An 18418-nucleotide genomic window follows, 5' to 3' on the forward strand; every position below is an offset into this window, starting at 1 on the left:
CCGGTGTGTCAGTTGCAGGTGGTGACGGACAGGCTGCTGTCGCCGCAGAGCAGCAGGCTCGCGCGGCTGCCGGTGGCGACGTCGCCGGTGGCCTCTTCCTTCGGGGTCTCCATCGACTGCAGGTCGAGAAGCGTCATCGTCTTTCCTTTCGATCGGGGACTGTGAGCGGTTCGTACGTCCTGCGGGTGGTGCACTTCACGATCCCTGTACGGGACCGGCTTGTGGGTTCCGCCGGGGCGGCGGGAGGAAGGGCAGATGCACGTCTCCGCCGGAGGCGGCGCTGCCGAGGGCGAGGAGGCAACCGGCGGTGCCGGTGGCGAGGTCCATGGAAAGCCGCATCATCTGCTCGCCGGGAAAGGCCAGATGGCCTTCGTAGGGGACGGCGTGCCGGGTCAGGGCGTCGATCTGTCGGCGGACGTCCCCCGGCGTGGTGCCGGGGCCGGGAGCGGTGGTCCGGCTGAGGTGCAGCACCATGCCGGCGGCGCCGCGGAAGAGGCCGGGTTGGGCGTAGAAGGTGGCCTGTGCGGCCCGTACGATCTCGCGGCGCGCTCTCTCGAGGTCCTCGTCCGCCCGGTGGGCGAGGTAGTCGTCGAGCACCATGCCGATGCCGACACTGCCGGCGCCGAGGTACGGCATGGTCCGCCAGCCCTCGTCGACCTGGAGTGTTCCGGAGGCGCTGCGGACACACCGGGCGAGGTCTTGCCGGAGCGCGTCGCCTGCCCGGTCGAGCAGCGTGGTGTCACCGGTGCGTTCGTAGAGGCGGACGAAGAGGAGGGCCGGTCCGGACGCCCCGTACAGGAGTCCGGCGCGGGTGATGCCGGGAACGGCCTCGGCGACCAGTTCGGCGCAGCGCCGAGCCGCTTCGTGCAGGGCCGGTGTTCCGGTCGTGGTCGCGAGGGAGTCCAGGGCGAGTCCGACGCCGGCGAGGCCGCCGTGGAGATCGGGGGCGATGCCCTCCCAGGGTCGGGCTTGGGCCGACTCGGCGAGTTCCAGGGCTCGTTCGGGGTGGCCGAGGCGGTCCAGTGTCCAGGCGATGCCGGTCAGTCCGTCGTAGAAGCCGATCGGGGTGCCGGACTCCGGTGCCTTGGTGTGGCGCAGAAGCCACTCCTCCGCCTCGGTGTGCGGATCCGCGCCGGTCTCGGCGAGGGCGTACAGGACACCGGCGGTGCCGTACCCGAAGGTCGCTCCGCCGCCGGTGGTGGCGAACTGGGCGATGTCGCCGGGGAAGAACCGGTCGTCGCGCTCCGGGGTGGCGGAGGCCAGGAGGGCGCGGACCATCGAGTCGCGGCTGCGTGGCCAGTCGCCTGGTTCGACGGGCAGGTACGGTCCGGCAGCGGGTCGGGCGGTGCCGCGGGTGATCTCCTCGACCGCCTCGTCCAGGAAGCGTCGGTCGACGGGGAACTGTTCGGCGGCGATGTCCGCCAGGTGTCGGGCTTTGGCCCTGTCGAGGGGAAGCAGACTGGTGAGCGGCAGGAACAGGGCGAGCCGCAGGCAGGCCAGGGCGTACCGGTCCACGTCGCGTCCTCGCCGGTCGGCGGGGGCGACGAAGCCGGGGTTCGCGACGGTCTGGCGTCGGCCCTCGTCGATGGGGGCCGCGGCCTCGAAGTCGATGAGTGTCACGGACTGTTCGTCGTCGGAGACCATGATGTTGAAGAGATGCAGGTCGTTGAAGACGACTCCGCGAGCGTGCACCGCGTGCACCGCGTCCTCGACCAGCCGGTGGATACGCAGGGCCCAGGCGGTGTATTCGGCGAGCGCCTCGGGGCCGGGGTCGGACTCGATGAGGGGGTGACGGCGGGCGAAGAAGGTGTTGAGCGGTCTGCCCTCCACGAACTCCATCGCCAGGAACTGGTGGTCTCCGACGGAGAACGTCCCCCGCACCTCCGGGGTGCAGCCGAGTCCGGAGAGCCGCTCCAGCGCTTCTTGTTCGCGGCGCAGCCGGGCAACCGCGTCGGCGCCGTCGGCGGCCAGTCCTGCGTGCGGGCGGGCCTCTTTCAGGACGACCTTCTCACCGGTGGCACGGTCGCGGCCGACGTAGACCCCGCCTCCGTTGGAGAAGTGCAGGGCGCTCTCGACGGCGTAGGGAAGTTCGCCGACGGTGACCGCGGCACGGGCCTCGAGGTGCGGCGCGAGGAAGGCCGGCGGCTCGATCCAGTCGGGTATCCGGAAGGCGGGCCCGCGCAGATCCGGGACGAGGCATCCGTCGGGGCGCCGTACCGCGGGCCGCTGCTCCCCCTCTTCGTCGTAACAATGGCGGCGGGTGAAGCTGCCGTAGCGGAGGTGGACCGGTCCGGATCCCCAGCGCAGGTCACTGAGAATGTAGGGCGCAGGCTCGCCGTCGAGGAGGGCGGCGAGGTCTTCGGCGACGTGGTGACACCGCTCGTCGTCGGACGGGTACACGGTGATGAATTTGCCGCTCGCAGCCCGATCCGCGTACTTGGCGTTGCGATGGTGCAGCAGATAGCGGCTGGGCACGAACTTGTAGGCGACACGCTGCTCTTGGCAGTAGGTCGAGACCCTCGCGAGGACGGACTCGGCATTGCCGAGGCACGCGGACACATGGATCTTCCAGCCCTGTTCGGGAAGTTGACAGTCCACCGGCCGCAAGGCCAGCCAGTCGCCGACGCGGTGACGCTGCCAGCCCTCGGGGACCGGTGCGAGGGCCAACTCGTACTGCTCCCCCCTTCGGTCGGCTGCACCGGCCGGGCCGGTGTTCATCCGGTGCGGAGCGTCGTAGAAGTGCGGGTCCGCGTCACAGAAGGCGGCGTAGCCCTTGATCACGTCCACTCCCTCGGTCGGCGGTACCGGCTCCGTGTCGGCCTGACAGGAAGAACGGTGTCATCCGGCGAAGGGGCGCCGACAGTCACACACGTCAGCAACTGACCGTGCGAAACGCATGGGTGAGGCGGACCTTGGGGAAGGGTGCCTGCACCACGCGGACAGCTCTTGGCGAACTCAGTGCCGTCGCGGCGTCCTACGCCGGGTCACCACCGGGCGCGCAGCACGTGCCCGGTGGTGAGCATCAACGGTTGAGGTCGAACACACCCCAGGCGGTGAACGGCTCGGTCTGGACGTAGATCCGGCTTCCTCGGCCTACGACTCGCCGACGGCCGGGGGCAGCGCCATCGGGCAGGGTCAGCACGCCGACGTCCGTCGACTCGACGGATGCTTCGACGATCCTTCCGTGGGTGAGTCGGTCCCGTTCGCCGCGGTAACCGCCGTAGAAGGCGACCCGCTCACCGTGGACGGCCACCGCACGGGAGCCCCGTACGCGGTTCGCCCACACCCTCACCGGCCGATCGGTGCGGTCCGGGCGGATCTCGACGAGCGGGAAGTCCGTGTATGGGCACGCCCAGGCGGCGGCGCCCGACACGTTCAGGGCGTAGCAGTCGAAGAGGCCGGGGATGCGGGCGCCGTCCGATGTCCAAACGAGCCCGCCCGTGGCGGTCCAGCAGCGGATTCCCACCGGATTCTCGTCGAAGTGCCCGACCCAGATACGGCCCGCCTCGTCCACGAGCAGGTGCTCGATGGCGTCTCCGACGCAGAAGGACGAGGTCTCGCGGCCGAGCGCGTCGAAGACCTGGACCTGGTTGGCGTCCTCGTCCCGGTGGACGCGGGACGCGGCGACGACGAACCCGCCGTCGGGCAGGCGGTCCAGGTGCGGCCAGCGGGCCCGCACGGCGCTCAGTTCGGTGCGTTCGACGGTGCCGGCCGGATCGACGGAAACGACCAGCGCGTCAAAGGGCTGGACATCGCCACGTGGCTGCGGAGCGCGTTCGGCAAGGAGCCAGTGGGCGGCGCCGAAAACGTCGACCGTACTGGTCAGGACATGGCGGTCATGGTGCCCTTGGGGCAGGCGGGCGTAGGGAACGAGGACGGTCTTCTGCACGGGCGGGCTCTCCTGGGTAGGCGGTCGGACACGGCCAACGGGCGCTGGGGTGAGCGGCGGTCGGCGGCGCGCGAGCGGTGGAGAGCGCAGCGGGATGCCTAGAGGGCATGGCCCTTTCTGGTCGTCATGAGGTGATCGTGGTCGACATCCGACGTGGGGACAAGCCATTTCTCCAGGAGGTCTACGAGTCGGACAGCTGAGTTAGGTGGGCCGGGAGAGTGGGCGCGGTCCCCGAATCCGGACGTCAGCCCTGCCCAAGGGTGGCTTGAATGGCAGGGGTGAGGGTCGCGACAATCTGCTCGGGTGAGAGCTCGGCGACCGTCGGGATGCGCACGATGTAACGGGTCAGAGCGAGACCAAGGAGTTGGGCTGAGACCAGTCCGGCCCGCACGGCCGCCTCTGGGCCTGCAGCGCTCGCCAGTGCCGGTGCAACCTGGGACGCGAAGATCGCATGCATCCGCTCGGCAGCGTGGTCGTTGGTGACCGCAGAACGCAGGAGCAGAAGCAGGGCATCACCGGTCCCGTCGCGCTCCCAGCGGTGGAGAAAGTGTCGGACCAAGGCTTCGGCACGGTCGGCTGCCGGGACGGCGGACAGGTCGGGCAGGTCCAGGTCGATGTCGAGTGCGGCGTCGAGGAGTTGGGCCTTGTTGCCGTAGTAACGCATGACCATCGAGGGATCGATTTCCGCGTCGGCTGCGACAGCGCGGATGGTGGTGCGTTCGAAGCCGTGCGTGGCGAAGCGGCGGCGGGCAGCCTCGAGGATCAACGCCTTGGTGCGGTCGGAGCGTCGGGCAGCCGCGGGAGGACCGTCGATGGAGTGCGTCATGCCTGCGACTGTAGCCAACAGCTGTTGACTCTTCAGGATCGCTCCGTGCATTCTGACAACAAGCGTTGGCCAACACGTGTTGGCAACCGATCGTGCCCCATCCGGAGGTCCGCCTTGAACAGCCCTGCGCTCGCACTGCCCGATCGCACCGAGGTCGCGATCGTGGGGGCGGGCCCCACCGGCCTCGCGCTCGCGGTGACGCTGGCACAGGCCGGCGTCGACTTCGTGCTGCTGGACCAGCAGGACGAGGGGGCCAACACCTCGCGTGCCGCGGTCGTGCACGCTCGGACTCTCGAGGTGCTTGACGAACTCGGCGCATCCAGTGAGCTGATCAGCCGAGGTGTGAGGCTCACCCGCTTCACCGTCCGTGACGGCACTCGTCGACTGCTCACCGTCCCCTTTGACGGGCTTCCGACCCCCCACCCGTACACGCTCATGGTTCCGCAGTACGAAACCGAGGCGGTCCTACTTGCACGACTGCGCGCCTTGGGTGGTGACGTCCACCGACCTCGGCAAGTCAGCTCCATCGCCCAGGACCAGGAAGGCGTGACAGTCACCACCAGCACCGGACAGACCCTGCGAGCCTCCTACGCGGTCGGCGCGGACGGCATGCACAGCACGGTGCGAGAAGCCTCCGGCATCGGCTTCCGCGGAAGCTCTTACGCCGAATCGTTCGTCCTCGCCGATGTGGTCATGGACTGGTCCCCGGGCCCTACCGAGGTCTCCCTGACCTTCGGAGCCGCAGGCCTTGTGGTCGTCGCCCCGTTGCCCGGCAACCACTACCGCATCGTCGCCACCACAGACCAGGCTCCCGAACAGCCGGACCTCCCCTTCATTCAGCAGCTCATGGACCAGCGCGCCCCCGGCCAAGCCTCGATCGCCGACATCGCCTGGTCCTCCCGCTTCCGCGTCCACCACCGTGTCGCCGACAGCTACCGTGCCCAGCGGCTCTTCCTTGCCGGAGACGCGGCCCACGTCCACAGCCCCGCCGGCGGCCAGGGCATGAACACCGGCATTCAGGACGGCTACGCACTGGGCACCGCTTTCGCCGGAGACACCCTCGACGACTACGAGGCCCGGCGACGCCCAGTCGCCGAACGCGTGGTCGCCTTCACCGACCGTATGACGCGCATCGCCACCACACGCAATCCCGCTGCCCGCACCGCACGCAACACCGCCATGCGCCTCCTGGCCCACACTCCCCTCCCCGGCAGGCTCGCCACCGAACTCGCCGAGCTCAACTACCGGTGAGCGAGCGGCGGTCGTAGCGCGCGGCTGCCCTACCGCAGTTACTTTCTCCGGCCGGTCACGACGGCATCGACGGTCACGTGTTCAAGACGCCGAGGGTTGGATGGTCCGCGCGGACGGCGCCGGTGAGGATGGCTCCGGCGCGGGTGTCGAGGCTGCGAGCGCGTTCTGGATTGCCCAGGGCGCGGTGGAGGTCTGCGAGGTTGGCCAGGACGGGAGCGAGGTCGGGGTGCTCCGATCCGAGGGATGTCTCCAAGGCGTCGAGTGTCTGCTGATAGAGATCTTCAGCTGCCTCGTGATGACCGAGTTGATGGATGAGGGCGGCCAGGTTTCCCCGTGCGATCACGTAGTCGTAGTGCGCCGGTCCGTAGGCGGCCTCGAAAGTGACCATCGCGTCGCGGAGAAGGACCTCAGCCTCCTCCAGCCGGCCGAGTCCCATGAGTATGGGTGCGAGTGCGGCGCGGTCGGCGGCCACCTCTGGATGTGTCGGGCCCAGTGCGCGCTCTCGGATGGCGACGGCCCGGCGGGCCGGTGCTTCCGCGGCCGCGTAGTCGCCGCGGGCGTGCGCAAGGCCCCCGAGGTTGTGGTGGACGTCAGCGAGGCCCAGATCGTCTGCGGTGTCGCTGGTCTCGAGCAGCGTCAGGGCGATGTCGTAGGAGGCGGCGGCTCGTTCGAAATTGCCGCTGTATTTGCACACCATGCCGAACTCGTTGTGGAACACGGCGAGATCCTCCGGAGCCGGCTCGTGGTCGTCCGCGATGGCCAGAGCCTCGTGGAGGATCGCCTCGGCTCTCAGGTAGCGGCCCTGGACGCGATGAAGGGACGCGAGTTCGCGTCGCGCGTGCAGGAACAGCTGAATGCCCTCCGGCTCGCAGAGATGCTGTGCTGCGCGTTCCGCGGCCTCGCTGAACCGGCCGACAGCTCTCGTGACTTCACCCACCGCATGGTCGACAAGCCCTGTCACCAGGTGGGTGTTGGCCACTGCCAGGGGCCCGAGGCCGTCCGCCAGCAGGGCGGCACGACCGGCGCAGGCTCGTGCCCTCGGATGATCGCCCGCCTCCAGCGCCTGCAGGCAGTCCGTGAGCGCCTCGCGCAGCACGGCCGCGCTCCTCGGAAGAGTCATGTCCGGTTCTCCTGCTGATGCGCCGGCACCGGCGTTGTGGACTCCGTCGAGGTGTCAGGAGCGGGTGGGTCGATGAGGTCGACGGTGGGCGGGAGCCGACGTCTGAGCTTGACGGCCAGGACCGCAGCCGTTGCGCAGGCCACCACCAGGCCGGCCAGCAGCAGGAGATCGAGTCCCCGCTGGAGCAGCAGTCCCGCGGCCGCTGGGCCGATGGCGTACCCGGCGGTGTAGGCGAAGGCAGAGGCTCCGTTGTAGCGACCGCGCAGCGCGCGAGGGGCGATGTCGTTGACGAGCGCGGGGAGAACGGGTGCGAACAGCGTCTCCCCGAGGCCGAAGACGGTTGCGGCCAGGATGAACAGCACCGCGCCCGTGTTGTGGCCCGTGTCACGGCCGGCGAGTACGAGCATCCATGCGCACGCCCATAGGGCGCACAGCACAACGAGGGCGCTCGTGCGCCGTTTGCCTCGCGTCGCACGCAGCACCAGGAGTTGGGAGGCGGTCACCGTGACCGTGTTGGCGGCGAACGCCAGCCCCACCACCGCCGTACTCACATGGGCGGAGACAGCCAGCGTCGGGAACGCGGCGTTGAACTGGGCGAAGCCCACGGCGACCAGCAGGGCGATCAGCAGCCAGACGCGGAGGAAGAGACCGTCGCGGATGATTCTCCGATACCCGCCGGCTCGATCAGCGATCGTGCCCTCACCCTCCAGGTCGATCGTCTGCTGCCCGGGCCCCGTGGTGTGAGGGAGGCGCCTGCGCGCGACCCAAAGGAGCGGGACGGCGAGGAAAAAGCTGACGGCGTCCAAGACGTACAGCGACACGAACGTCGATGGGCGGCCGACGTGAGCGACGACCGCGGCCAGCAGTCCGCCCACGGCCATTCCGGCATTCATCGTCGCGTGCCGCAACGCGAACACCGACGAGCGCCGCCCCTCCGGTACGACCTCGGCGAGCAAGGTGTCCAGGGCCGGCCAGGCCAGCGCCGCACCGAGGCCCGTCACTGACGCTCCGGCGAACGCCTGCCACTCGTTCGACACTGTCGCCAGCAGGAGCGCTCCCGCACCGGCAGTCGTCCATCCCAGAGCCAGCACCGCGCGCGGGCCGTAGCGGTCAGCCCACAGACCGCCCAGTGGATTGCCCACCAGGCCGGCCAAGGCCAGCGTGGCGGTCGCTGCGCCCGCGGTGCCCAGATCGAGGCCACGCACGGAATGGAGGTACACGACCAAGAAGGGCAGGGTCAGCCCGGACCCCACCGCCGACAAGGCGTCAGCCCCCAGGACTCCCCACACCTGAAGGGGAAACGGAGGCCTTGCATTCTGGTTTCCCGCCACCTGCTGCCTCGCCTCCATCATCAGTCCGCGTCACGCGAACACTGCGTCCGCCAGGGGGCTGGACCACTGCACGATGTGAGCCGCCCCTACGGGAGCGGACCGGCCGGAAGCCGGCCCCCTCCCGTCGATGAGGAGGGACAGCACCCACTGCCCCGCCCGATCTGCTGTCCGGTCAGCGCGACACGAGAGCCTGGTTGTGCTGCACACCCTGCCCGCGGCGGACCACGGCCTGGTTGTGCTGCGGACCCATGCCCCGGCGGACCACGGCCTGGTTGAGGTACGTCATGAGTTGCTCCTGTCGTCGACCAGTTGTTCCGCCCATCGTGCGTGCTTGATGGCGGTCCTCCGTGAGCAACTGCTACTCAAACCACGTGACGTGTCTCTGCGGGCTCCGTCGGCGATGAGATTGCGTGCGGGCCAGGAGCAGCCGGCACCTCGACTGCACTGCCGCTCGGGCCACTTGAGGCCTCCGCTGCCGTGTGCCGGCCAAGAGGGCGGAGGTGTGCGGCTCAGGTTCGGTCGCATGCGGCGGGCGGACTGAGTAGCGCTTGCTCAAGCGGACGGTGAGGCGGGCTGCCAACGTCGAGGTCTCCGCATCCAGCGGATACCGAGAGGAGTCTTTCCATGAGGACCGGGTCGTACAACCACAATGAGATCGTCGTCGAGAGCAGCGCGCGTCCTTCCGAGCCGGCGCCGAAGGACATCAAGGCGCGCGTGACGCTCCGGGCGGGAGCGATCGGCGGGAACCACAACCAGATCGTCGTGTGCCACCCCCCGCTCGCGGAGGCCGGCGCGTAACAAGGATCCGCTCGCGCAGGCGGGCGCGTAACAAGGGCGGGCGGCCTCGGAACGTCGACCAAGGAATGAGCAGGCGTCCTGGTCGCGCCGGGCGTCGCCCGCACTCTCCCGAAAGTGACGCAGATGACCGGTCGTGAACGTACTCGGGCCGTGCAGGCGGCCATGGATCGTGCCGAGCGCGCCCTGGAGGCAGGCCGGCCACGGGAGGCAGAGGATCTACTGCGCGGGGCGATCACCGCCGGCGCACTCACGCCACGCACGTCTTGGGCGGAACTCGTGGATGTGCAGGACTTCGAGGTACGCGGCATGGTGGCCACCGCGTGGCGGATGCAAGGCAGGTACCGGCAGGCCGAACTGCTTCTGTCGCTGACTCTCGGCGCAGCGGAACGTGCCGTCGGTCCGGCCTCCCTCACCGTGGCGTGGTTGTGCAACGAGTGGGGGGTCCTCGGCAAATACACCGGCGATTTCGACGCCGCCCAAGCCCGCTATGTGCGGGCGCTGGAAATCTATGAAGAGGCGTTCGGACCGGACCATGACACCGTGGCCATGGTGTGTCACAACCTCGGCGGGCTCGCTCACGCGCGCGGTCAGGCGTGGGAAGGGGAGCCATGGGCCGCCCGCTCGGTGCAGATCCGCACCCGGCTTCATGGGTCGGACCATGTCCTCACTGCCCTCGACGCAGCGGCGTGGGCTGCCCTGCTGGAGGGGTGCGGGCGCCTCGAGGAGGCTGAGGACCTGCTACGCCAGGCACTCCGCGTGTTTCGGGATGTCTTTGGCCCCGACGGCTATGACGTGGCCGTGACCCTGCACAATCTCGCCGCCGTCCAGCACCGTCGCGGGGAACTCGCCGTTGCCGGTTCGCATTACGCGGACGCTCTCAGCCTCAAGGAACGTCTGCTGGGCATGAACCATCCCGACCTGGCACCGACGCTCGTGAATCTGGCGGCGGTACACGAGTCCCAAGGCGACCTCGGGCGTTCCCGGGCGCTGCACGCGCGCGTCGTTGAGCTTCTGCACCGTAGAGTCCACGAGACCCATCCCACCCTGGCCGCGGCCCGAAAGGCGCTCAGCCGACTTGCCGCGGGGGTTGGCTGACCCCGGTGCGTCCTGGGGAGAGGACGGCACTTCAAGCACGATGTTGAGTACCGGATACTCAGTACTTGTCGCCCTGAACGGATGTCTCCTGGAGCGGTACTGAAGGAGCCCTTCGGATACCACTGTTCGCGTGAAGGTCAGCGGCATCCGGCGGGCGCCGCCCCCTCGACTGCCCCTGAGCGAGCCGTCGTTGGACCGACCTGGAGAAAGCCATGCACAAGCCTCTGGTGGCAGCAGGGCTCACCGCAGCGACAGCAGCCATGCTCCTCGCCGCCCCCGTCGCGTCGATCACCGTGGCACGGCTGGAAACCCCGGCACGCGCGCGCAACAGCGTTTCGCCCACCCCTGCGATGCGTGAGACCGACCGTCCTGTCGGCATCGGCTGTCGGGGCAGTGAGGCGGGTGAGGGGTGGCGGGCTGCCGTCGAGCCTGTCGCGTGCCGTGACCTCCACACGAGCGACACGCACTGAAATCGCCCTATCACATGCCGTGACCTTGCCGACCGTCCGGCAGGGTCATGCCCGCGAACGTACGCGTAGCATGGGAGATCTGTCGGCCTCTGGACGGTATGTCATGCAGAGCTGGGAAGGCAGATGGCCGCTCGTCGGGCGGCAGTCGCACCTGGACTCCTTCCGCAGGGAACTCCTGGCCGGCCGCATTCGCGGCTGGTTGATCTGCGGACCGGCCGGTGCGGGAAAGACGCGGCTGACGGAGGAGTTTCTGGGTCTGGCGGCTGCCAGCAAGCGACGCACGGCCAAGGCGGTGGCGAGCCGCGCCGCCGCCCAGGTGCCCTTGGGCGCGATCGCCCACATCCTTCCCGCCGGTGTCGACATGTCCGACCCCGTCCAGGGCTTCCACGCCGTGGCCCAGTCGCTGTCGGAACCGGCTCGTCCCACCATCGTCCTCGTCGACGACCTGCACATGCTCGACAGTTCGTCCGCTGCCCTGCTCGGCCAGCTCCTCGACTCCGGCACGATCTCCCTGATCGGCACGGCCCGCACCGGCGAGCAGCCCAGCGACGTCGTCGACGGTCTGCTGCAGCGCGGCGACCACATCAGCCGTACCGACCTGGACCACATGGCTCGCGACCAGGTCGAGGAACTGCTCCAGCGCGTTCTCGACGGCCCGGTCAGCCGACGCGCTCTCCATACCCTGTACGGCGCCAGCGACGGAAACCCTCTGTTCCTGAGAGAACTCGTGCTGGGAGCCATCGCCGGGGAGAAGCTCACTCTCCAGGACGGAGTCTGGGACACCTCGGAGGAGCCGCTTCCTGTCACTCCGCATCTCAGAGACCTGATTGCGGGCCGCATCGCTTCCTCACCGCCGGCTGTACGTCCCCTGCTTGAATCACTCGCCTTCTGCCACACGCTCTCCCTCGCCGACGCCACAGCCCTCGCCGATCGCAGCGACCTGGAGCACCTGGAGCGATCAGGCATCGTCGAGATCTCCGTCCAGGGGGCCCGGGTCACCGTCGCGCTGGCGCATCCTCTGTACGCCGAGGTCATCGCGGCCGAGACCTCCGCCCTGCGGCGCTACGACCTCGCACTGCGCCAGGCCGAACGCATCGAGTCCCACGGCCTCAGGCGCCGCGACGACGCCCTGCACGTCGCCTCCTGGCGGCTGGCGGCCACCGGCACCGCCGCGCCCGAACTGCTCCGCCAGGCTGCCGCCATCGCCATGAACTCCAACGACCACGAGCACGCCATCGAACTGCTCAGCGCGATCAAGACCGACCAGCACACGACGGAGAGCCGTGTGCTTCTCGGCCGGGCCTTCATGCACACCGGCCAACTCGAACGCGCCGAAGCCGTCCTCGCGGAAGCCGACGCGCAGGCCGGCAACGACCACGAGAAGATCATTACGGCGACGACTCGCTGCACCAATCTCTTTTGGGCCGACCCCGACCCGGCTCGGGCTGTCGCCGTGTGCGCCGCAGCCCGCGCCACCCTGTCCGACCGATCCGCCGCGCAGCAACTCCGCCTCATGGAGGGAGCCATGCTCACGGTGGGAGGCTCGCCGGTGCCGGGACTGCAGATTCTCGACGACCTGCCTGACGACCCACCTCAAGAGGACCTGGACGTCTGGCTGGCGACGATCACTGCGAAGACTTCCGGCCTGACGTTCGTCGGCAGCGTCGAACGGGCCCGGACCCTGTCCGAACGGGCCAAGGCCGCTCACGAGGCCGTCGGCGAGGGCAAACTGCTCCCCCATCCCGCCATGCAGGTGGCGCCGCTCGCACTGGCGCTCATGGAGGTGGGCGAGATCGACCAGGCCCGTCGGCTCTGCCTCAGCGCCGCGGACAGCCTGCAGGCCGCACACTCACCTGTGACCCGTCAGTTCCTGGCTTTCGAAAGTGCCCGTGCGGAGTGGCTTGCGGGCCGCCCTGTGAGCGCCCGCCGCTGGTACGCCGAAGGAGTCGCCACAGCACGCACGTACCACCTGGACAGGGTCACCCGGTTGCACATGTCGGGGCTGATGGCGTGCGCGGCGCTCACCGGCGACATCGACACGGCCGCCTCCCTCGTCACCGACTACGAGGACATCGCGGCAAGTGGTGGCCTGACGGGCGAGGAATCGCTCGGCATCGCCTGGCTGCACGCCGCTCGCGGTGAACTCAGCCGCGCACGGGACCTGTTGCGCCATGCCGCAGACCGGGCCAGGCGCACGGGTCACCTCGTCTCCGAAGCACTGGTACTGACGGACATCGCACGCCTGGGTGACCCGAAGACGGTCCAAGAACGTCTGACCGTGCTCTCCACCCAGGGCGACGGCGCCTTCACCCCCGCGCGGGCACGGTTCGTCACTGCCCTCGCGGACAAGGATCCACAGGGCCTCATGGCGTCCTCGGAAGAGCTCGAGCACATGGGTGCCCAGCTCCTCGCCGCCGAATCGGCGGCCGCGGCAGCCGACGCCTGGAGGCGAAGGGGAGACGCCCGGAAGGTCACGGCCGCCACCGCTGACGCGACGCGCCTCGCCGACCTGTGTGAGGGGGCCCGAACCCCCATCCTCTCCACCATCGCCGGCGCGGTCGAGCCTCTTACGAAGCGGGAACAGGAGATCGCCCTGCTGGCTGCGTCCGGGAAGACCAGCAAAGCCATTTCGCAGCATCTGACGCTCTCTGTCCGCACAGTCGACAACCATCTGCAGCGCATCTATCTCAAGCTCGGAGTCCGCAGTCGCGGTGATCTCGCGCTGGCCCTGAAACACGAAGAACCCTCCGATCGGGCGTAGCCGGCAAGCAGTTCTGGCGGGCTCTCCGGTCGGTTCCGGTTCCCCACCACTGCGCGCACGTGCGGGCGAGTTCCGGCGGGCTCCGGATACGAGTACCGACTACTCATCCAGGTGCGTTGGGTGCCCGCATACGTTTCAGGCCTCGGATCGCCGCACACCGGCGGGGATCCGCTGGACACGAAGCAGGAGAAGCCATGAAGGACGTTGCCCCGTTCGGAATCACCCGCGCCGGCAAGGCCGGCAGCATGAACCACAACGAGATCGTCGTTGCCATCGAACTCGAAGCCGCGGTGGACGCGAACACGGCGCCCGTCTCTGTATCTGCCGTCAGCAAGGCCGGCAGCATGAACCACAACGAGATCGTCATTGCCGACTGAGTCCTTCAGCGCCCAAGGGAGCCCGGTCAGTTCCGCAGGAGCGGATCCGGCCGGGCTCCTCTGTATGCCCTCTGACATGGATCGGTGGATGAGGGGGAGGAACGTGTCGGCAGGCTGGTGACGGATCTGAACGTGGCAAGGCGCTCTTGCGTCGTTCCGCCGGCGTGCCCTGGCGCCGTTCGGGGCCGGTCGGACTGATCAGCGGCACGACGCCCCTCCCGCCCTAAGATATGACGATCGTTATATCTAGAAGGTGGAGACAGGTGCCGAAGAGCAGCACGCCGTCCCGCGAACGCATCGTGGCCGGCGCCGCAGACATGATCAGCCGGCGCGGCCTGAGTGCCACCAGCATCAGAGAGATGGCCAAGCACGCCGGAGCACCGCTCGGCTCGACGTACCACTACTTCCCCGAGGGCAAGCAGCAGTTGGCGGCGGAGGCCGTTCGTCACACGGGCGACCGGGTGGCCCGGAGCCTGGCCACCGAACTGGCCGCGGGGCCGGCCGCCGGACTGGACGCCTTCGTCGCTCTGTGGCGGAGGATCGTGGTCGACACGGACTTCCACGCAGGCTGCCCCGTCCTTGCGGTCGCCATCGAAGAGCCCTCCGCCGCCGAGGTCTCGCCCGCACTCGCGGCCGCCGCCGAGGTCTTCGAGCAGTGGGAGGATCTGCTCGCCATCTCCCTGCGGGAGCACGGCGCCGGAGCCGAGCAGGCCGCCCAGATCGCCACACTGATCGTCGCCTCTGTCGAGGGCACGGTCGCCATGTGCCGCGCCAGGCGCAGCACCGAGCCCCTCGACCGCACGGCGGTCCAGCTCCAGACCCTCATCGCCACCGCGATCGACGGCTGAACGGAGCGGCCCCGAGCGCGTCATGGCGGCAGCCGACACGGCCGCGGTATCTCGGGGTTCGCCGGGGGCCTTCCTAGGCCCTCAGGGCGGAGCGGATCGCCTCGGCCTTCTCCGGTGTGAACACTCCACTGTCGAGGAGGGAGAGGATCGACAGCACGCCGCCGCCGGCACCCCAACTGCCTTCGTCGATCACGCGGAAGTTCACCCACCAGGCGGGCGACGGCTCCGCCGTGCCGCAGACGTCGCTCATCGCGGCCAGGACGCGCTCGATGACCTGAGTACGGACTTCCCGGCGCCAGTCGCCGTCCATGACGGCGACGTCGATCACCATCACGTCGAGGTCCGGGCCCGCGTCCGCCAGCAACAGGCCGCCGATAGCCAACATGTCGGGGTCCCGCTCGACGAAGTGCACCTGGAATCCGACCCGTGCAGCCGGGGCGAACTGTCCGACCTCCGGCACGAGTACGGCATCGGTCAGCGTCTCAGCCAGTTTGCGGCGCTGTTCCAGTCCGAGGCGGTCCTTCGAGGTGTTCACGGTGATGACGGTCATGGCCTGCCTCCCACGGCATCTATCGTCAGAGGAGGCTACACCGGTCTTATAACGACTGTTATAGCGAAGGGGCCGGCGTCTCGGGCGTCCGAGTCGCGTACCAGAAAGTACTGGCGCTGCCGAGCCGCTACGGCACGTGGCAGGAGACAGCGGCCGTCAACCGCCATCTCTCCACGATCGCTGCCCATGATTCAAGGATACCGACCCGATTCCTGATCGACGAGAAAAGCTCCAACGAGGGACAGAAACCGCCTTCGACGCGCAGGAAGATATCCCGCACCACCGGTTCTCCACCGACTCTCTCCGTTGCCGGAATTCAAGAGCCCACGTATCATGTGTGTGCCAGGTTCTTGCCACATGCGCCCGGCGAGAGGGTACAGATGGATGAAATACGTGCACATAATTGGCCTTTGACGGGGCGGGACGCAGAACTCTCCAGTTTCGAACGATCCCTACTGGATCGAGACTGCAAGGGATTCGCCATCCACGGGGCTTTGGGCGTAGGAAAGAGCCGACTCGCCGGTGAGTGCACCAAGCGGGCAGCCGATCTGGGCATGAAAGTGATGCGGGTGACCGCCACCAGGAGTGCATCCGACGTTCCTTTCGGTGCAATAGCCCACATGATTCCCTCAGGGAACAAGGCGACGGAACTCACGGAAGTGGTGTCGGCTATTTCAGCCGGTCTGAGTTCCGAAAACAAACGCGTCGTGTTGCTCGTCGAAGACCTGCCACTCCTTGACCCGTCGTCCCGCATCGTCCTGCACCGGCTGCTGGATGCCGATCTCATATTCCTGGTCTCCACTGCTCGGACAGCGAGTACGGACAGTGCGGCCTCTGCGGTCTCGTTGCAGCAGTATCCTCTTGCGCGCATCTACTTGGAGGACACGGACCAGGCGACGGTGCATCGACTCCTGGAAGCCGCACTGGGCGGTTCCGTGAGTAGGCGTACGTCGTACGAACTGCACCTCAAGAGCGGCGGCAACCATCTCTTCTTGCGTGAACTCGTTCGCGCAGCCGTCGAGTCGAACTCACTGAAGAACGACGGTGAGGTCTGGGAGATTTCGCGCGACGGCGCCTTCAGTGCCGCAACTCCCGAACTGACCGACTTGATCCTTTCCAGACTCTCCGCCATCCCTGCCGAAGACCGATCCCTGATCGAGGTTCTTGCGATCTGCGGGGAAACCTCCACGAACGTCTCACCCTCCTCGCAAGAAGAGGAAACTCTCATCAGGCTGGAAAATGAGGGACTCGCCGAAGTGAGCCTCGACGGCCAGAGAGTGGCTGTCACCCTGGCTCACCCCCTGTATGGCGAGGTGATACAGAAAAACATGCCTCTTTTCCGGAGGCGTCAGATCCTCCTCGGCCAAGTCGCCGCTATGGAGGCATTCGGCCTGAGAAGGAGAGACGACTTCTTCAAGTCGGCTCTGTGGAGAGTGGAAGCCACCGGAAGCGCGGACAAGCAAACCTTGTACCGTGCCGCCAGAATGGCACGCGATGCCCATGACTACGAACAATCCCTCAAACTGCTTGAAGCCGTTCCGGACAGAGAGCGGGACATCGCATTCCTCCTCCTCTGGGGAGACTCCCTGGTACAGGCCAGTCAGATCTCGAAGGCCGAGGAAGTTCTTGTTCAGGCTCAATCACTCGCATCGAACGAGGAGGAGCTGCTCGACGTAGTATTTGCCCGCGTGCAGAATCTCTTCTGGTCGGAAGGCCGAAAGGACGAGGCACTGGCCGTCATCAAAGAGGCCAAGAAGAACGTCGTCACTCCATCAGGCACTTACAAGATCCTCTCATCAGAGGCGACCATACTCGTCGCGTGCGGACAACCTGCAGCCGGACTTGAGGCGATAGAAAGCATGGCCCACCAGCCCCCGGGCCCCAAAGAGGTGAATGCCTGGCTCATCACCCTCGCGTTCACATCGCCCGCCCTGACCATGACGGGGCGCACCGAGGAAGCAATCGACGCCGCAGAACAGGCGTATGAGACGAATCTGAAGTACAACGACCAGGCTCTCTACCTTCACCCCGCCACCCAGTTGAACAGCCTCACCCTTGCTCTCTCCGAGTCAGGCCGTCTGGAGCGGGCCCGCACCGTCGGCCTCGGTGCACTGGAACAGGTCCTGGAGGCACGAGCGGCCATAGCGACTGTCTGGGCTGCGATGCACCTCGCCCGGGTCGAGTGGCTCTCAGGCCATCCCGGCCCGGCACGCCATTGGTACGCCGAGGCCGCCGCCCTCGCGAGGACACACCACCAGGGGCTGGCAATGAGGTGGGCTCTCTGTGGACTCGCGGCCGCAGCAGCACAGTTGGGGGACACGGACGGAGCGAGAAAGGCCATAGCGGAAGCCGAGCGGTACCCGGACGTGGGGCTCTTCGTCGGAGAGAACATGTCGGCGACCGCCTGGCTGAACGTGGCCGACGGCGACCTTGTCGCGGCCCGCCGTGTACTGACCGCCGCCGCCCGCGAGGCGAGAGATGCAGGTGTGCGCAATACGGAGGTCGCGCTCCTGGTCGACATTGCCCGCCTGGGTGACGCACGCGGCGTGACATCAAGGCTGACCGAGCTGGCGGCGTGCTGCGACGGAGCGTTCACGGCCGCGCGCGTACGTTATGTGAAGGCCCTGGCCGCCGACGATCCAGCCGAGATGATGGCGTGTGCGACGGAGTTCGAGGGTCTGGGAGCGGACCTCCTCGCTGCGGAGTCCGCCGCCACCGCCGCCGCGGCGTGGAGGCGGATGGGTGAGACGCGAAAGGCCACGGCCGCCGCGAACCAGTCAGCGGCTTTGGCGCCACGCTGCGGCGGAGCGCGAACTCCGGCGCTGGACACCGCCATCGAACCCGCCGCGGCCCTGACATCACGCGAGCGGGAGATAGCCATTCTCACCGCCACCGGAGCTTCGGCTCAGGACGTCGCGGAGAGCCTCTCGATATCCCGCCGAACCGTACAGAACCACCTGTACAACATCTACGGCAAGCTCGGAGTCTCCAACCGATCCGAACTCAAGAAGACGTTGAACGGAAACGGCTGAGCCGACTGCCGATCCATCTGTTCGTTCCACTCCCCCAGGAGCACTGCCCCTGGCGCAGTCCCACCGGGCG

The 18418-nt window shown here is 68.0% G+C and carries 15 protein-coding genes; 8 read left to right on the top strand and 7 right to left on the bottom strand.

Annotated elements, in window-relative coordinates; translation table 11 throughout:
• Window positions 1–8: 8 nt before the first annotated feature.
• The 4 genes from ramS to OG406_RS05030 form a co-directional block, all read right to left on the bottom strand.
• A complete protein-coding gene (gene ramS, locus OG406_RS05015) occupies window positions 9–137 on the bottom strand; it encodes a mycelium formation morphogenetic lantipeptide SapB (RefSeq protein ID WP_058940762.1) in 129 nt (42 codons plus the stop codon).
• Window positions 138–195: 58 nt separating this feature from the next.
• Complete coding sequence (gene lanKC, locus OG406_RS05020; protein ID WP_329184273.1) at window positions 196–2781, bottom strand: class III lanthionine synthetase LanKC; 2586 nt, start codon at window positions 2779–2781, stop codon at window positions 196–198.
• A 241-nt stretch (window positions 2782–3022) separates the two neighbouring features.
• Window positions 3023–3889 carry a hypothetical protein gene (locus tag OG406_RS05025; RefSeq protein WP_329184274.1) on the bottom strand — a complete coding sequence of 289 codons (867 nt, stop codon included), beginning with the start codon at window positions 3887–3889 and terminating at the stop codon, window positions 3023–3025.
• Window positions 3890–4133: 244 nt separating this feature from the next.
• Window positions 4134–4715, bottom strand: coding sequence for a TetR/AcrR family transcriptional regulator (locus OG406_RS05030; protein ID WP_327408091.1), 582 nt, complete (start codon window positions 4713–4715; stop codon window positions 4134–4136).
• A 114-nt stretch (window positions 4716–4829) separates the two neighbouring features.
• On the opposite strand from OG406_RS05030, the gene OG406_RS05035 reads away from it, so the two are divergent.
• Window positions 4830–5966 carry an FAD-dependent oxidoreductase gene (locus OG406_RS05035; RefSeq protein ID WP_329184277.1) on the top strand — a complete coding sequence of 379 codons (1137 nt, stop codon included), beginning with the start codon at window positions 4830–4832 and terminating at the stop codon, window positions 5964–5966.
• A 73-nt stretch (window positions 5967–6039) separates the two neighbouring features.
• On the opposite strand, the gene OG406_RS05040 is transcribed toward OG406_RS05035, so the two are convergent.
• Together OG406_RS05040 and OG406_RS05045 are read right to left on the bottom strand one after the other, a co-directional pair.
• Window positions 6040–7062 carry a tetratricopeptide repeat protein gene (locus tag OG406_RS05040; RefSeq protein ID WP_329184278.1) on the bottom strand — a complete coding sequence of 341 codons (1023 nt, stop codon included), beginning with the start codon at window positions 7060–7062 and terminating at the stop codon, window positions 6040–6042.
• A gap of 20 nt (window positions 7063–7082) precedes the next feature.
• Complete coding sequence (locus OG406_RS05045) at window positions 7083–8438, bottom strand: MFS transporter (RefSeq protein ID WP_329184280.1); 1356 nt, start codon at window positions 8436–8438, stop codon at window positions 7083–7085.
• Between the two features lie 603 nt (window positions 8439–9041).
• Between OG406_RS05045 and OG406_RS05050 the strand changes: the two genes are divergently transcribed.
• From OG406_RS05050 to OG406_RS05075, 6 genes are all read left to right on the top strand, one after another.
• Entirely contained in the window at window positions 9042–9215 is a 174-nt protein-coding gene (locus OG406_RS05050) for a hypothetical protein (RefSeq protein WP_327408095.1), read from the top strand.
• A 123-nt stretch (window positions 9216–9338) separates the two neighbouring features.
• On the top strand, window positions 9339–10310 hold the full coding sequence (locus OG406_RS05055) for a tetratricopeptide repeat protein (protein ID WP_329190650.1): 972 nt from the start codon (window positions 9339–9341) through the stop codon (window positions 10308–10310).
• Between the two features lie 212 nt (window positions 10311–10522).
• On the top strand, window positions 10523–10780 hold the full coding sequence (locus tag OG406_RS05060) for a hypothetical protein (RefSeq protein ID WP_329184282.1): 258 nt from the start codon (window positions 10523–10525) through the stop codon (window positions 10778–10780).
• 19 nt (window positions 10781–10799) lie between these two features.
• Window positions 10800–13541: a helix-turn-helix transcriptional regulator gene (locus OG406_RS05065; RefSeq protein WP_329184284.1), complete on the top strand. Its 2742-nt coding sequence runs from the start codon at window positions 10800–10802 to the stop codon at window positions 13539–13541.
• 194 nt (window positions 13542–13735) lie between these two features.
• On the top strand, window positions 13736–13918 hold the full coding sequence (locus OG406_RS05070) for a hypothetical protein (RefSeq protein ID WP_329184287.1): 183 nt from the start codon (window positions 13736–13738) through the stop codon (window positions 13916–13918).
• A 263-nt stretch (window positions 13919–14181) separates the two neighbouring features.
• On the top strand, window positions 14182–14766 hold the full coding sequence (locus tag OG406_RS05075) for a TetR/AcrR family transcriptional regulator (protein ID WP_329184288.1): 585 nt from the start codon (window positions 14182–14184) through the stop codon (window positions 14764–14766).
• 73 nt (window positions 14767–14839) lie between these two features.
• Here the strand turns inward: OG406_RS05075 and OG406_RS05080 are convergent, their stop codons facing one another.
• Complete coding sequence (locus OG406_RS05080) at window positions 14840–15316, bottom strand: tautomerase enzyme (RefSeq protein ID WP_329184289.1); 477 nt, start codon at window positions 15314–15316, stop codon at window positions 14840–14842.
• Between the two features lie 410 nt (window positions 15317–15726).
• Between OG406_RS05080 and OG406_RS05085 the strand changes: the two genes are divergently transcribed.
• Complete coding sequence (locus OG406_RS05085; RefSeq protein ID WP_329184291.1) at window positions 15727–18348, top strand: LuxR C-terminal-related transcriptional regulator; 2622 nt, start codon at window positions 15727–15729, stop codon at window positions 18346–18348.
• The last annotated feature ends 70 nt before the right edge of the window (window positions 18349–18418 follow it).

This window comes from Streptomyces sp. NBC_01428 (genome assembly GCF_036231965.1).
GTDB lineage: Bacteria > Actinomycetota > Actinomycetes > Streptomycetales > Streptomycetaceae > Streptomyces.